The sequence below is a fragment of the Thioclava pacifica DSM 10166 genome (assembly GCF_000714535.1).
In the GTDB taxonomy this organism is placed as follows: Bacteria; Pseudomonadota; Alphaproteobacteria; order Rhodobacterales; family Rhodobacteraceae; genus Thioclava; species Thioclava pacifica.
The window spans coordinates 341,235-355,989 of the sequence record NZ_AUND01000034.1; the positions used below are offsets into that span (position 1 = coordinate 341,235).

Consider the following 14,755-nt stretch of genomic DNA (forward strand, 5'->3'; position numbering starts at 1 on the left):
CGGACCAACCCGCGCCTAGATGGAAAATGTCCCGCGCAGCCCGATCCGATTTCCTCCCGTTCGCGAAAATTTTTCCCATCCCGCCCATTGACAGTCCCCGGCCCCAGTGACTAACTCCTGCGCCGTTAGCACTCACCAACGACGAGTGCTAAAACTTTTGAAACCTGGAACCTTTAGGGAGTGAGCCAGATGGCATTCAAACCGCTTCATGACCGTGTGCTGGTCAAGCGCGTGGAGAGCGAAGAAAAGACCAAGGGTGGCCTGATCATCCCCGACAGCGCGAAAGAAAAGCCCGCCGAGGGCGAAGTTGTCGCAGTCGGCGACGGCGCACGCAAGGATTCGGGCGAGCTGATCGCGCCGGCAGTGAAGGCGGGCGACCGCGTTCTGTTCGGCAAGTGGTCGGGCACCGAAGTCACGGTCGACGGCGAAGAGCTGCTGATCATGAAGGAAAGCGACATCATGGGCATCATCTCGTAAGGCGCACCCTGCCCTTACCGAGACCCCATGATTTCCCAACGAATACCAAGTCAAGGAGCCAACAGACATGGCAGCCAAGGACGTTAAATTCTCCACCGACGCGCGCGACCGGATGCTCAAGGGCGTCAACATTCTCGCTGACGCGGTGAAAGTGACGCTCGGCCCGAAAGGCCGCAACGTCGTGATCGAAAAGTCGTTCGGTGCGCCCCGCATCACCAAGGACGGTGTGTCGGTCGCCAAAGAGATCGAGCTTTCGGACAAGTTCGAGAACATGGGCGCGCAGATGGTGAAAGAAGTCGCCTCGCGCACCAATGACGAGGCCGGCGACGGCACCACCACCGCGACGGTTCTCGCTCAGGCGATCGTCAAGGAAGGCATGAAGGCCGTTGCCGCGGGCATGAACCCGATGGACCTCAAGCGCGGCATCGACCTCGCCACCAACACCGTCGTCGAGGCCATCAAGGGCGCCGCGCGTCCGGTGAAGGACAGCGACGAAGTCGCTCAGGTCGGCACCATCTCGGCCAACGGCGAAGAGACCATCGGCCGCTTCATCGCTGACGCGATGCAGAAAGTCGGCAACGAGGGTGTCATCACCGTCGAAGAGAACAAGGGCATGGAGACCGAAGTCGAGGTCGTCGAAGGCATGCAGTTCGACCGCGGCTACCTGTCGCCCTACTTCGTGACCAACCCCGACAAGATGGTCGCCGAACTCGACGACTGCCTCATCCTGCTGCACGAGAAGAAACTCTCGTCGCTCCAGCCGATGGTCCCGCTGCTCGAGCAGGTCATCCAGTCGCAAAAGCCGCTCCTCATCATCGCTGAGGACGTGGAAGGCGAAGCGCTCGCGACCCTCGTGGTCAACAAGCTGCGTGGCGGCCTGAAGATCGCGGCCGTGAAAGCTCCGGGCTTCGGCGATCGCCGCAAGGCCATGCTCCAGGACATCGCGATCCTGACCGGCGGCCAGGTGATCTCGGAAGATCTGGGCATGAAGCTCGAGAATGTCGGCATGGACATGCTCGGCACCGCGAAGAAGGTCACCATCACCAAGGAAACCACCACCATCGTGGACGGCGCCGGTGACAAGGCCGAGATCGAAGCCCGCGTGGGTCAGATCCGCACCCAGATCGAGGAAACCACCTCGGACTACGACCGCGAGAAGCTGCAAGAGCGTGTCGCGAAGCTGGCCGGTGGCGTTGCCGTCATCCGCGTCGGCGGCATGACCGAAGTCGAAGTGAAAGAGCGCAAGGACCGTGTGGACGACGCTCTGAACGCGACCCGTGCGGCCGTGCAGGAAGGCATCGTCGTCGGCGGTGGCGTGGCTCTGGTGCAGGGTGCCAAGGCGCTCACCGCGCTTACCGGCGCCAACAGCGACCAGGAAGCCGGCATCGCGATCGTCAAGCGTGCGCTCGAAGCCCCGCTGCGTCAGATCGCCGAGAACGCCGGTGTTGACGGTGCTGTCGTGGCCGGCAAGGTCCGCGAGAGCGACGACCTGAACTTCGGCTTCAACGCGCAGACCGAAGAATATGGCAACATGTTCGAATTCGGCGTGATCGACCCGGCCAAGGTGACCCGCACCGCGCTCGAAGATGCGGCGTCGATCGCTGGCCTGCTGATCACCACCGAAGCGATGATCGCCGAGAAGCCGGAGCCGAAAGGCGCGGCGGGTGCCCCCGACATGGGCGGCATGGGCGGCATGGGCGGCATGATGTAATCAGCCGCTCCCGCTTCAGGGATACGGGAAAGGGCGCCTCTCGGGGCGCCCTTTTTCTATTGGAGCAAAGGACACGCCCGAGGGCGGCACCCGAGCGCCGGGTGCGCCCCTGCCCGGTACGGTCCGCGCTTTACCCCCGCCACATCCGGACGACCTCATCCCGCGCGCACACGTCCCCCAAGCGCCCGCCCGAGGGAGCGGTCACGCGCTGCCCGAGCCGCTGACCCGACCGCCTCGCCTGCCCTTTCCCACTTTCCCCCCGCGCGCCCCCGCGCTAGCGTCGCGCCAAACGGGAGGACAACATGATCGAGATGGCATTGGTGACGGGCGCTGCCCGTGGAATCGGCTTGGCAACCACGAAGCTGTTTCTTGAAATGGGCTGGCAGGTCGTGATGGTGGATCGCGACGAGGCCGCGCTCGAAGAGGCGAGCCGCGATCTTCACGGCACCCACCCGATCCTCTGCGATGTCTCGCAGCCCGATCAGGTCGCGACCCTGGCTGAGGAGGTCGGCCATATCGCGCAATACGGGCTCAAGGCGCTCGTGAACAATGCGGGCGTGGCCGAGTTCGGCCCGATCGGCGAGACCGATTTCGCTATGTGGCGGCGCGTGATGGAGACCAATCTCGACGGCGTCTTCCTGATGAGCCAGACCCTGACGCCGCAACTTGCAAAGGCGAAAGGCGCGATCGTGAACATCGCCTCGATCTCGGGCCTGCGCGCCTCGACGCTGCGCGTGGCCTATGGCACCTCGAAGGCGGCAGTGATCGCGCTGACCGAGCAGCAGGCGGTCGAACTGGGCGAGCTGGGCATCCGCGCCAATTGCGTGGCCCCCGGCCCGGTGCGCACGAAACTCGCGATGGCCGTGCATAGCCAGGCGATCATCGACGCCTATCACGACGCGATCCCGCTCAACCGCTATGGCTCCGAACGCGAGATCGCCGAAGCCATCGCATTCCTTGCCTCGGACAAGGCCAGCTACATCACCGGTCAGCTCTTGGCGGCCGATGGCGGGTTCGGCGCCACCGGGATAGGACTGCCCGCCCTGCGCAAGAGCTGATCGCCCCCCTTGCAAAACTCTTGCAAGGATTCGAAATTAAACGGGTGTTCAATTCATTCGGCCCGCGCCGAAGAAGATGCCGAACTCGGGGAGGAGTTTCATGGATTACGCGCTCAGCGAGGAACAGCAGGCCATTTTCGACATGGCCTATGCCTTCGGGCAGGACGAGATCGCGCCCAATGCGGTCGCCTGGGAAGAGGCGGGCACGATTCCGAAAGAGCTTTGGCCAAAGGTGGCCGAGCTGGGTCTGGGCGGGATCTATGTCTCGGAAGAGCAAGGCGGCTCGGGGCTGTCGCGCCTCGATGCGACGCTGGTCTTCGAGGCGCTGGCCATGTCCTGCCCCGCCGTCGGCTCCTTCCTGTCGATCCACAACATGTGCGGCGGCATGATCGACAAGTTCGGCACCGAGGAGGACAAGGCGCGCTGGCTGCCAGACCTCGTGAGCATGAACAAGATCTTCTCCTATTGCCTGACCGAGCCGGGCTCGGGTTCGGATGCGGCGGCGCTGCGCACCCGCGCCGAGCGCACGAACGAGGGCTGGCGCGTCAACGGCACCAAGGCCTTCATCTCGGGCGGCGGCTATTCGGATGTCTATGTGACGATGGTGCGCACCGGTGAGGACGGGCCGAAGGGCATCTCGACGGTGGTCGTCGAAGACGGCACGAAGGGGCTGAGCTTCGGCGCGCTCGAGCGCAAGATGGGCTGGAAGGCCCAGCCCACCGCGCAGGTGCAGTTCGACGATTGCGACATTCCGGCGGAAAATCTGCTGGGCGAAGAGGGCAAGGGCTTCACTTATGCAATGGCGGGACTCGATGGCGGGCGTCTGAACATCGCGGCCTCGGCGCTGGGGGGCGCGCAGGCTGCGCTGACCCAGACCCTGACCTATATGGGGGAGCGCAAGGCATTCGGGCGCACGATCGACCAGTTCCAGGCACTTCAATTCCGTCTCGCCGAGATGGAGGTGAAGCTGCAATCGGCGCGCACCTTCCTGCGCCAGGCAGCCTGGAAGCTCGACAACAAAACCCATGACGCGACGAAGTTCTGCGCGATGGCCAAGCTCTACGTGACCGATGCCGCGTTCGATGTGGCCAACCAGTGCCTGCAACTGCATGGCGGTTACGGTTACCTTGCCGATTACGGGATCGAGAAGATCGTCCGCGACCTGCGGGTGCACCAGATCCTCGAAGGCACGAACGAGATCATGCGGCTGATCGTGAGCCGCACCATGCTGGCGGAGCGCGGCTGATGTCTGACGAGACGATGCTCGCCCGCAAGGAAGGCCGCGCCGGGCGGCTGACCTTCAACCGGCCGAAGGCGCTCAACGCGCTCGACCACGACATGGCGATGGTGATCGAGGCGGCGTTGGATCAATGGCGCGACGATGCAGAGGTCGATCTCGTCGTGATCGACGCGATCGGCGATCGCGCCTTCTGCGCCGGTGGCGACATTGCCGCGGTCTACCGTGCGGGCATCGCCGGCGATTCCCGTCCCGGTCAGGATTTCTGGCGCGACGAATACCGGATGAACGCGAAGATCGCGGAATATCCCAAGCCGATCGTCGCCTTCATGCAAGGCTTCGTGATGGGCGGCGGCGTCGGCGTCGGCGGTCATGCGAGCCATCGCATCGTGGGCGAGAGCACGCAGGTCTCGATGCCCGAAAGCGGGATCGGGCTGATCCCGGATGTGGGCGGCACGCTGCTTCTGGCGCGCGCGCCGGGGCATGTGGGAGAATATCTGGGCGTGACGGGCGCGCGCATGAACGCCTCCGATGCGCTCTATACCGGCTTTGCGGACAGTTTCTTGCCCGAGGCAGACTGGGAAGCGGCCAAGGCGACGCTGGTCGAGACCGGCGACATCACAAGCCTGCCCGCGAGCCAGACCCCGCCTGAGCCGGGCAGCCTCGCGCCGCAACGCGCCGAGATCGACGCGGCCTTCGCCGCCCCGGACATTCATGCGATCGTCGAGGCGCTCGAGGTCGCAGGCGGCACATTCTCGGAAAAGACCCTCAAGACAATCCGGCGCAACTCGCCGCTGTCGATGGAGGCGACGATCCGTCTCGTGCGCATGACACGCGCGGCAAACACCATTCGCGCCGCGCTCGAACACGAGTTCCGCTTTACCTGGCGCGCTGCGGAACTAGGTGATTTTCTCGAAGGGGTGCGGGCCCAGATCATCGACAAGGACCGCAATCCGCAATGGAAACACGCTCTGGACAGCCTGCCCGAGGAGGATGTGGCACGGATGTTGGAGCCGCTGGGGCCGGATTGGGCCATCTGGGAGGAGAGCAAATGAAAATCGCATTTATCGGACTTGGGAACATGGGCGGGCCGATGGCCTCGAACCTTGTGGCCGCGGGCCATCAGGTCATCGGCTTCGACCTCGCCGCCCCGCCGCCTGAAGGCGTCGGTCAGGCGACGACCGCTGCGGCGGCCGCACAAGAGGCTGAAGTGGTCATTACCATGCTGCCCAACGGTGGCATTCTGCGCGAGGTCGCCAAGGAAGTGATCCCGGCGATGCAGGACGGCGCGGTGCTCTGCGATTGCTCGACCGTTGACGTGGACAGCGCCAAAGCGGTCGCGAAAATGGCAGCCGAGCGCGGGCTTGGTGCGCTCGACGCCCCCGTCTCGGGCGGCGTGGGCGGCGCGACCAACGGCACGCTGACCTTCATGGTGGGCGGTGACGAGAAAAGCTTCGCGACGGTGAAGCCGCTCTTCGACATCATGGGCCAGAAGGCCGTGCATTGCGGCGAGGCGGGCGCAGGCCAGTCGGCCAAGATCTGCAACAACATGATCCTTGGCGTGACGATGATCGCCACCTGCGAGGCTTTCGCTCTGGCCGACAAGCTCGGGCTCGACCGCGAGAAGATGTTCGACGTGGTCTCGACCTCCTCGGGTCAGAGCTGGTCGATGAACACCTATTGCCCCGCCCCAGGCGTCGGGCCGCAAACGCCGGCTGACAACGATTATAAGCCGGGTTTCGCGGCGGAGCTGATGCTCAAGGATCTGCGGCTGAGCCAGCAGGCGGCCGAGAGCGCCGATGCCGATACCCCGATGGGCAAGCTGGCCTCCGCGCTCTATGCCGCCTTCGTCGAAGCCGAAGATGGCAAGGGAAAGGATTTCTCGGCCATGCTGCCGCGGTTCGAGAAACGCGGCCGGTCCTGATCGCTTTGCGCGGGCGGGTCGAGACCGCCCTGCCCGCGCCCTCATGTCACAGCCCCTCAATTCGCGCCAAGGTGAGTTAATCCTTGCCGCACACAACCACGTATCGCTATCACGGTGATAATACAGCGCGATAACCGAAGGGGTTTTCCATGTTTAAACGCAATGTCGGCGGCATTGACCGCATCCTGCGCATCGTCATCGGGCTTGGCCTGATGCTGGGCTATTTCTTTAATCCCGGCGCTCCCTATAGCTGGCTCTACTGGATCGGGATCATCCCGCTCGCCACCGGCCTGATGGGGAGCTGTGCGCTCTACACGATCCTCGGGGTCAATACCTGCAAGAAGTGATCCGGGCGCTGAACCCGCCTTTTGACGCCATTTCGCCCCGCCGGAGCCCGATGCGCTTCGGCGGGGTTTTGCTTGCCGATGCGCCAACCGTCGCCGAATGAAAATGACAGCGATGGAACGAAACGCCTGATCCGTTCATTACTCAAGCGAGACGAACGAAAGGAGAGTTCGCATGAAACATCTTACCCGCTTCACGCTGGCCGCCGCGCTTGGCGCGAGCCTGCTGCCCGGTGTCGCGCTGGCTGACAATCCCGGCAATGGCGCGACAAAATGGAAGAAGGACAAGCCGCGTTCCGAACAGGTGATACGCGGCGCGCAGCAGGACTATCGCGCCTGCCCGCCCGGACTGGCCAAGAAGAACAATGGCTGCCGCCCGCCGGGGCTCACGCAGGAGCATCACGAGCGCAACCGCTGGCGCGAGGGCGACCGGATCACCGGCGATTACATTCTGGTGCGCAATCCGGACCGCTACGGCCTCGACCCGCGCAACACCTATTGGCGCTCGGACGGATACGTCTACCGAGTCGACCGCAAGACCGGTGAAGTGCTGTCATTGATCGGTCTCGCGCAATCAATCCTCGGGAACTGATTTCGCAGCTGCAAAAACACGATCTAGATTGCCGTGACGGCAAGGCAAGGCCCGCGCAGAAATGCGCGGGCCTTTAACGAATCATGAAAGGTGGCTTCATTTTTTTCTTAAGTAATTTCAAATAACTACGGTGCACGAATGTACACAGACGCGTGCATAGCGGAAATGCGGAATCTGCAATGGACCTTTTTGCCGCAATGCGGCATTTCCCTACCAAACGCTAAATAAGGAAACGCGCATGACCTATCTTCCCCGCTATGCGCTGATCGCAGTGATCGGCGCGGCCCTGTCGCCCATCGCCGTTATGGCGGAAGGCCCCACGAAATGGCTGACCTCCGGCGACACGGCTCAGATCACGCTTGCCAGCAGCGACATGTCCACGGCGCCCACGCCGTCGGTTCGCAATGACAAACTCTGGGAGCAGGGCCAGCGGATCACCCGTAACTATGTCCGCATCCGTCAGCCCGGCAATTTCGGTCTGAACCCGACTGCCACCTACTGGCGCTCCTACGACTACATCTACCGCGTCGACGCAAAGACCGGCGAAGTGCTCGCCCAGGTCGGCAAGGCGGATACGATCATCGGCCACTGAGCCGCAGCTTACGGTAATCGGTATTCTTTTTGGCAAACGGGCGGAACCTTCTCCGCCCGTTTTGCTTTCTTCTGAACACCGAAGGAGAGCCGATGATCCGCCTGCCTCAACCTATCCAGCGCCGGACCGCGCCGTTGCCCGATCCTTCCGCCATCGCTAGGTTGAGTGCATGAGAGCATCTTTCCTGACAGCGCCGATCCTTCTCGCCCTCGCCCTGCCCCTTTCCGCACAAGGGGTCGAAGTGATGCGCGGCGGCAAGCTCTCAACGGGGCAGGACGCCGCGAAAACCACAACCGAGCCCGAATGCAAAACACTCTCGACGGGTGACACGTTCTGCAAGGTTGAACGCAGCGGGGTCTCGCGTTGGGTGCTGCAAGGTCAGATGCAGCCCGATTTCAAAGTCGGTGAGGTCTTCCCGGTCTATGATCATTCGATGATCATGGATCTCAACCGCTATGACCTGCCGCCGGTGACGGGAGCCTGGCGCTATTACGTGGTGCGCGGCGTGATCTACAAAGTCGGCGCGGACAGTCACAAGGTGATCGAGGTGGTCGGGCGCGCGATCGGGCGCTAGTTGCGCGTTCCGATCCTGCCGAGATGGGTGTCCTGAAAGCCGCTGCGCCGCTTGAGCCCATACCCCAGCATCCGATCAAACCCGGCATGGGCCAAGACAAGCAAACCGGCAGCGACCAGCCACGGCGTCTGCGCCACGGGAAGAGCCCCAAGCGCAGCGATCGCCAGGCCGAAGCCGTAGATATGCGCTAGATTATAGGCGACTGCGCCGCTGACCGGCCCCGCCAGATAGCCCAGCATCGACAGGTCCGGCGCGAAGAAAATCACGATCCAGACCCACCACGACCAACCCGGCCCCATCATCGCCGCCAGCGCGAGACCCGCGATGAAGATCACCGCCCCCTCGAGACGCTGCCAGGCGATGTCCTCTCTCACTCGGCCGCCTCCTTGAGGCCCAGCATGGGCGCGAGGTAGCGCCCCGTATGCGAGCGCGGATTGACCGCGACCTGCTCGGGTGTACCTTCGGCAACGATCTCGCCACCGCCATCGCCACCCTCGGGGCCAATGTCGATGATGTGGTCGGCGGTCTTGATGACATCGAGATTATGCTCGATCACCACGACCGTATTGCCCTGCTCGACGAGGCTGTGCAGCACCTCCAGGAGCTTGCGCACATCCTCGAAATGCAGACCCGTGGTCGGCTCGTCGAGAATATAGAGCGTGCGGCCCGTTGCGCGTTTCGACAGCTCCTTCGATAGCTTCACCCGCTGCGCCTCGCCGCCCGAGAGCGTCGTCGCCTGCTGGCCGACCTTGATATAGCCAAGGCCCACCTCCATCAGCGCGTCCATCTTCTCGCGGATCGCGGGCACCGCCTTGAAGAACTCCTGCGCGTCCTCGACGGTCATATCAAGAACGTCCGCTATGCTCTTGCCTTTATACAAGATTTCCAAGGTCTCACGGTTGTAGCGCTTGCCCTTGCAGGTCTCGCATTCGACATAGACATCGGGGAGGAAATGCATCTCGATCTTGATGACGCCATCGCCCTGACAGGCCTCGCAGCGCCCGCCCTTCACGTTGAAGCTGAACCGCCCCGGCTTGTAGCCGCGCGCCTTGGCCTCGGGCAGGCCCGCGAACCAGTCGCGGATCGGGGTGAAGGCCCCGGTGTAAGTGGCTGGATTCGAACGCGGAGTCCGCCCGATCGGGCGTTGGTCGATGTCGATGACCTTGTCGAGATGCTCGAGCCCCTTCACCGTGTCGCAGGGCGCGGGCGTCTGGCGCGCGCCGTTGAGGCGCATCGAGGCGGTCTTGAACAGCGTCTCGATGGTCAGGGTCGACTTGCCGCCGCCCGACACGCCGGTCACGCAGACGAATTTCCCCAGCGGAAAATCCACCGTCACATCCTTGAGGTTGTTCCCACAAGCCCCGACAACGGTTAGCTTTTTCTTGTTTCCCTTGCGCCGGTCCGTGGGCACCGCGATTTCGCGTGTGCCCGACAGATATTGCCCGGTCATCGAGGCCGGGTCGGCGGCGATCTCCTCGGGCGTGCCACGCGCGACGACCTGCCCGCCATGCACCCCCGCGCCCGGCCCGATATCGAAGACGTAATCGGCATGGCGGATCGCATCCTCGTCATGCTCGACGACGATCACCGTATTGCCCTGATCGCGCAGATTCTTCAGCGTCTGCAGGAGCCGGTCATTGTCGCGCTGGTGCAGACCGATGGAGGGTTCATCCAACACATAGAGCACCCCGGTCAGCCCCGAGCCGATCTGGCTCGCCAGACGAATCCGCTGGCTCTCGCCGCCCGACAGAGTGCCCGCCGCGCGGCTCATCGTGAGATAGTCGAGCCCGACATTCACAAGGAATCCAAGACGTTCTCGGATTTCCTTGAGGATCGCATGGGCGATCTCGTTCTTCTGCTGGGACAGGCTGTCCGGGACGGTCGCCACCCAGTCATGCGCTTCGCGGATCGACATCTCGACGATCTGGCCGATATGTTTGCCGCCGATCTTCACGGCGAGCGCCTCGGGGCGCAGGCGGTAGCCCTCGCAAGCATGGCAGGGGCGGTTGTTCTGGTAACGCTCCATCTCCTCGCGCGACCAGGCGCTATCGGTCTCGCGGTAGCGGCGCTCCATGTTCGGGATGATGCCTTCGAAGGTGCGGCTGACCTCGTAGACGCGCCCGCCCTCGTCGAAGCGGAACTTGATTTCCTGATCGCCCGAGCCGCGCAGGAACAGGTTTTGCACCTGTTCCGGCAGGTCCTTCCACGGCTTCTTCGGATCGAACCCGTGATGTTTCGCCAGCGCCTCGATCGTCTGGGTGTAGTAGGGCGATTTCGAACGCGCCCAGGGCGCGAGCGCCCCACCCCGGATCGAGAGCGTCACGTCCGGAACGACAAGGCGCTCGTCGAAGAACAGCTCGACGCCCAGACCGTCACAGACCGGGCAGGCCCCGAAGGGCGCGTTGAACGAGAACAGGCGCGGTTCGATTTCGGGGATGGTGAAGCCACTGACGGGACAGGCGAAGTTCTCGGAAAACGTCGTGCGTTCGGGATCGCCCTCTTTCGGCGCAGACTCGAAAATCGCGATCCCGTCGGCCAGATCGAGCGCAGTTCGGAACGAGTCCGCCAGCCGCGTCTCCATCCCCTCGCGCACCACGACACGGTCCACCACCACGTCGATATTGTGCCGGAATTTCTTGTCGAGCGTGGGCGGTTCTTCCAACTCGTAGAACTCGCCATTGACCTTCACGCGCTGGAAGCCCTGCTTGCGCAGCTCGATGAATTCCTTGCGATATTCGCCCTTGCGGTCGCGCACGATCGGGGCGAGCAGATAGCCGCGCGTGCCCTCTTCCATGCGCATCACCGCATCGACCATGTCCTGCACCTGTTGCGCCTCGATCGGCTTGCCGGTGGCGGGGCTGTAGGGCGTGCCCGCCCGAGCGAAAAGCAGACGCATGTAATCGTAGATCTCGGTCACCGTGCCGACGGTCGAGCGCGGGTTCTTCGAGGTCGTCTTCTGCTCGATCGAGATTGCGGGCGAGAGGCCCGAGATGTGATCCACATCCGGCTTGCCCATCATGTCGAGGAACTGGCGCGCATAGGCGCTCAGGCTCTCGACATAGCGGCGCTGGCCCTCGGCATAGATCGTATCGAAAGCGAGCGAGGATTTGCCGGAGCCCGACAGCCCCGTGATCACCACGAACTGATCGCGCGGAATATCGAGATCCACGCCCTTGAGATTGTGCTCGCGCGCGCCGCGCACTTCGATGAACTTCTGCTCAGCCATCCATGCCCCCTGACATACCCGCCCTAGATAGGCGATGCGCGGTGAGTCTCCAATGAAAAAGAGCGAACGAAATGTGAACTTCTTAGGTTTCGTTGGGGTCCGCCAAATCTTTCGGCGCGATCGCAGGGCCGCGCCAGACCGCCGGGTGGGCGTTGCAACCGTCGAGGTATTAACTTTATCCCTGCCAGATCCTGACAACCTCGATCCGCGCGCTGGCGTTGCCAAAGCGCCCGCCCGAGGGGGCGGTCGGGCGCGGCCCGGGCCGCTTGCGCGGCTGATCCGGGCCCGGACAGGACGTTGACGACCCCATCCCGTCCCCGCCCGCTTCCCTCGCAGCGCGATCAAATTCGTGGCAGAACAGTCTCAAATTCCACTTCTTGAATGTATTTTTGCCGCGTTTCGGGTTATGGGACTTGAAAGCCCCTGCCGATTGGCCACATGAGGCGGGAAGCAGGCCGTTTCGGCCTTATGAGATTGCAAGAGGTGGAAACATGCTGAACTTCCTTCGTCCCTCCGGTGCTGGCGGCCGTGTCGAACGCATCGACCCGAAAGAGGCCGTCGCAAAGGCGAAAGCCGGCGAGCTGACCGTGATCGACGTGCGCGAAGGCATGGAAGTCAAAGCCTCGGGCAAAGCCAAGGGGGCGCTGCATATCCCGCTCGCGACGATCCGCATGAAGGCCGATCCCTCGAGCCCCGAGAAAAACCCCAAGCTCGACACCGCGAAGCCGGTGGCGCTCTACTGCGCCTCGGGCGCGCGTTCGGCCGGCGCCGCCCAGATGCTCGCGCAGATGGGCTACGAACATGTCTACAACATCGGCGGCCTCTATGATTGGCACGCCGCAGGCGGCGAGATCGAACGCTGATCCGTCAGACCAATCGAGCAGACAAAAGGGGCCCAGCGGGCCCCTTTTTCATATCTTGATCGCACGCTTGGTGCAGGTGCGATCAGAAGTGGATCGCACGTCCATATGCGTCGAGCACCGCTTCATGCATCATCTCCGACAGGGTCGGGTGCGGGAAGACGGTATTCATCAGGTCTTCCTCGGTGGTCTCGAGCTGACGGCCCACGACATAGCCCTGGATCAGCTCGGTCACCTCGGCGCCCACCATATGCGCGCCCAGCAATTCGCCGGTCTTCGCGTCAAACACGGTCTTGACCATGCCCTCGGGCTCGCCCAGAGCGATCGCCTTCCCGTTGCCCATGAAGGGGAAGCGGCCGACTTTCACGTCATAGCCCGCCTCTTTCGCCTTGGCTTCGGTCATGCCGACCGAAGCGACCTGCGGCGAGCAATAGGTGCAGCCCGCGATCGAGCCCGGCTTGACCGGATGGGCATGTTTGCCCGCGACCAGCTCAGCCACCATCACGCCTTCATGGCTGGCCTTGTGCGCAAGCCAGGGCGCGCCCGCGATGTCGCCGATCGCATAGAGCCCCTCGACCCCGGTGCGGCAGAACTCGTCGGTCACGACATGGGTGCGGTCGACCTTCACGCCGGCCTCTTCAAGTCCCAGATCTTCAACATTGCCGACGATGCCCACGGCGGAAATCACCGTATCGACCTCGAGCGTCTCGGTCTTACCGCCCGCCTCCAGCGTTGCGATCACCTTGTCGGCCTTGCGGTCGAGCTTGGTGACGGTGGTCTTCTCGCGGATCTTCATACCCTGCTTCTCGAACTGCTTTTTGGCGAATTTCGAGATTTCCTCATCCTCGACGGGCAGCACGCGGTCCATCACCTCGACCACGGTGGTCTCGGCCCCGAGCGTATTGAAGAAAGACGCGAATTCGATCCCGATTGCACCCGAACCGATCACGAGCAGCTTCTTGGGCTGATGCGGCGGTTGCAGCGCGTGCTTGTAGGACCAGACGCGCTTGCCGTCCGCTTCCAGCCCCGGCAGATTGCGCGCCCGTGCGCCGGTGGCGAGCACGATGTTCTTCGCGGTGAGCTCCTCGGTACCCTTGTCGGTCGTGACGGAAACCTTGCCTTTGCCGGCGAGCTTCGCCGCCCCCATCACCACATCGACCTTGTTCTTCTTGAGCAGGTGCGCGACGCCGGAGGACAGCTGCTTGGCCACCCCGCGCGAGCGTTTCACCACCGCATCGAGGTCGTAGCCGATCTTCTCGACGCTCAGGCCGAATTCCTTCGCACGTTCCATCAGGTGGAAGACCTCGGCGGAGCGCAGCAGCGCTTTCGTCGGGATGCAGCCCCAGTTGAGACAGATGCCGCCCAGATGTTCGCGCTCCACGACCGCGACCTTGAGGCCCAGCTGTGCGCCTCGGATGGCGCAGACATAGCCTCCCGGCCCTGCGCCGATCACGATCATGTCGTAGCTTTTCGATGCCATGTCTTCCCTCCGGTCAGAAACTGGTTTGGCATTAAACTATTTCACCGACGCATTCAACTCATCCAAAGCATTCAGCGCCTTCCCATAGCCACCTTCACGCATAAATGTTTCTTCCTCGGGCGTTGTCGTGCGGCCAAGCGCGGAGTTGCGCCACGGGAAACGCCCAAATTGTTCGATCACTAAACGATGTGCACGCGCATGTTTGAGATTGTCCGGCGAATACCATCGCTCGGAAAACAGCTGCACTGCACGATCCTGATCGGCAAGCGCCTCGGAATGCATGAAGGGCAGGTAGAAGAACTGTTGCAAGGGTGGGCCGATCTGCATGTCGTGCCCTTCCGCGATCGCGCGGGCCGCATGCTGACGCGCCGCCGGATCGGTCTCGAAGGCGCGCGGGTCGTCGCGGAACATATTGCGCGGGAACTGGTCGAGCAGCAGGATCAATGCCAGCGCCCCTTTCGGACTGCGCTCCCAATCGTTGAGCGCGCCCTGCGCCGCGATTTGCCAAAGCGGGGCGAAGCGACGCCGGATCGCGGCGTCAATCTCCTCGGTCGATTGATACCAGTTCTTCTCGCCCACCTCCACGCGCCAGAAGCGCAGGATTTCGTCAATGCGATCCATAGAAAACGGCCCTCCCCTGCCGCAACCCGGATCAATGGTAGGGCATGGCGCGCGATGGG

15 protein-coding genes are annotated in these 14,755 nt (G+C 63.1%); 11 read left to right on the plus strand and 4 right to left on the minus strand.

Features of this window, described 5'->3' with window-relative positions; all coding sequences use genetic code 11:
- Window positions 1–189: 189 nt before the first annotated feature.
- The 10 genes from groES to TP2_RS13760 all read left to right on the plus strand — a co-directional run bounded on the left by groES (window position 190) and on the right by TP2_RS13760 (window position 8,509).
- Window positions 190–477 (plus strand): co-chaperone GroES, encoded by a 288-nt coding sequence (groES, locus tag TP2_RS13715; RefSeq protein ID WP_038078462.1) that lies wholly within the window; start codon window positions 190–192, stop codon window positions 475–477.
- Window positions 478–544: 67 nt separating this feature from the next.
- Window positions 545–2,188 carry a chaperonin GroEL gene (gene groL / locus TP2_RS13720; RefSeq protein WP_038078465.1) on the plus strand — a complete coding sequence of 548 codons (1,644 nt, stop codon included), beginning with the start codon at window positions 545–547 and terminating at the stop codon, window positions 2,186–2,188.
- Between the two features lie 302 nt (window positions 2,189–2,490).
- Window positions 2,491–3,246 carry an SDR family NAD(P)-dependent oxidoreductase gene (locus tag TP2_RS13725; RefSeq protein ID WP_038078468.1) on the plus strand — a complete coding sequence of 252 codons (756 nt, stop codon included), beginning with the start codon at window positions 2,491–2,493 and terminating at the stop codon, window positions 3,244–3,246.
- Between the two features lie 100 nt (window positions 3,247–3,346).
- Window positions 3,347–4,492: an acyl-CoA dehydrogenase family protein gene (locus TP2_RS13730; RefSeq protein WP_038078470.1), complete on the plus strand. Its 1,146-nt coding sequence runs from the start codon at window positions 3,347–3,349 to the stop codon at window positions 4,490–4,492.
- The gene (locus tag TP2_RS13735) at window positions 4,492–5,538 is read left to right on the plus strand and encodes an enoyl-CoA hydratase/isomerase family protein (protein WP_038078473.1); all 1,047 of its coding nucleotides are present in this window, start codon (window positions 4,492–4,494) and stop codon (window positions 5,536–5,538) included. Before TP2_RS13730 ends, TP2_RS13735 begins: the two co-directional genes overlap by 1 nt.
- Complete coding sequence (gene mmsB, locus TP2_RS13740) at window positions 5,535–6,407, plus strand: 3-hydroxyisobutyrate dehydrogenase (protein ID WP_038078477.1); 873 nt, start codon at window positions 5,535–5,537, stop codon at window positions 6,405–6,407. The genes TP2_RS13735 and mmsB overlap by 4 nt, the downstream gene beginning before the upstream one ends.
- Window positions 6,408–6,556: 149 nt before the next feature.
- Window positions 6,557–6,754, plus strand: coding sequence for a YgaP family membrane protein (locus TP2_RS13745; RefSeq protein ID WP_038078481.1), 198 nt, complete (start codon window positions 6,557–6,559; stop codon window positions 6,752–6,754).
- Between the two features lie 172 nt (window positions 6,755–6,926).
- Window positions 6,927–7,343, plus strand: a complete 417-nt coding sequence (locus tag TP2_RS13750; RefSeq protein ID WP_038078484.1) for a hypothetical protein — start codon at window positions 6,927–6,929, stop codon at window positions 7,341–7,343.
- 238 nt (window positions 7,344–7,581) lie between these two features.
- Window positions 7,582–7,935 carry a hypothetical protein gene (locus TP2_RS13755; RefSeq protein ID WP_038078486.1) on the plus strand — a complete coding sequence of 118 codons (354 nt, stop codon included), beginning with the start codon at window positions 7,582–7,584 and terminating at the stop codon, window positions 7,933–7,935.
- Window positions 7,936–8,104: 169 nt separating this feature from the next.
- Window positions 8,105–8,509, plus strand: a complete 405-nt coding sequence (locus tag TP2_RS13760) for a hypothetical protein (RefSeq protein WP_157617133.1) — start codon at window positions 8,105–8,107, stop codon at window positions 8,507–8,509.
- Here TP2_RS13760 and TP2_RS13765 read toward each other — a convergent pair.
- Complete coding sequence (locus TP2_RS13765; protein WP_038078490.1) at window positions 8,506–8,883, minus strand: DUF4260 domain-containing protein; 378 nt, start codon at window positions 8,881–8,883, stop codon at window positions 8,506–8,508. The genes TP2_RS13760 and TP2_RS13765 overlap by 4 nt on opposite strands.
- Entirely contained in the window at window positions 8,880–11,735 is a 2,856-nt protein-coding gene (gene uvrA / locus TP2_RS13770) for an excinuclease ABC subunit UvrA (protein WP_038078492.1), read from the minus strand. Before uvrA ends, TP2_RS13765 begins: the two co-directional genes overlap by 4 nt.
- A gap of 491 nt (window positions 11,736–12,226) precedes the next feature.
- Here uvrA and TP2_RS13775 point away from each other — a divergent pair, with 491 nt between their 5' ends.
- Window positions 12,227–12,598: a rhodanese-like domain-containing protein gene (locus TP2_RS13775; protein WP_038078494.1), complete on the plus strand. Its 372-nt coding sequence runs from the start codon at window positions 12,227–12,229 to the stop codon at window positions 12,596–12,598.
- Window positions 12,599–12,680: 82 nt separating this feature from the next.
- Here TP2_RS13775 and lpdA read toward each other — a convergent pair whose 3' ends face one another.
- A complete protein-coding gene (gene lpdA, locus TP2_RS13780) occupies window positions 12,681–14,075 on the minus strand; it encodes a dihydrolipoyl dehydrogenase (protein ID WP_038078496.1) in 1,395 nt (464 codons plus the stop codon).
- A 36-nt stretch (window positions 14,076–14,111) separates the two neighbouring features.
- Window positions 14,112–14,696, minus strand: coding sequence for a DUF924 family protein (locus tag TP2_RS13785; RefSeq protein ID WP_038078498.1), 585 nt, complete (start codon window positions 14,694–14,696; stop codon window positions 14,112–14,114).
- Window positions 14,697–14,755 lie beyond the last annotated feature (59 nt).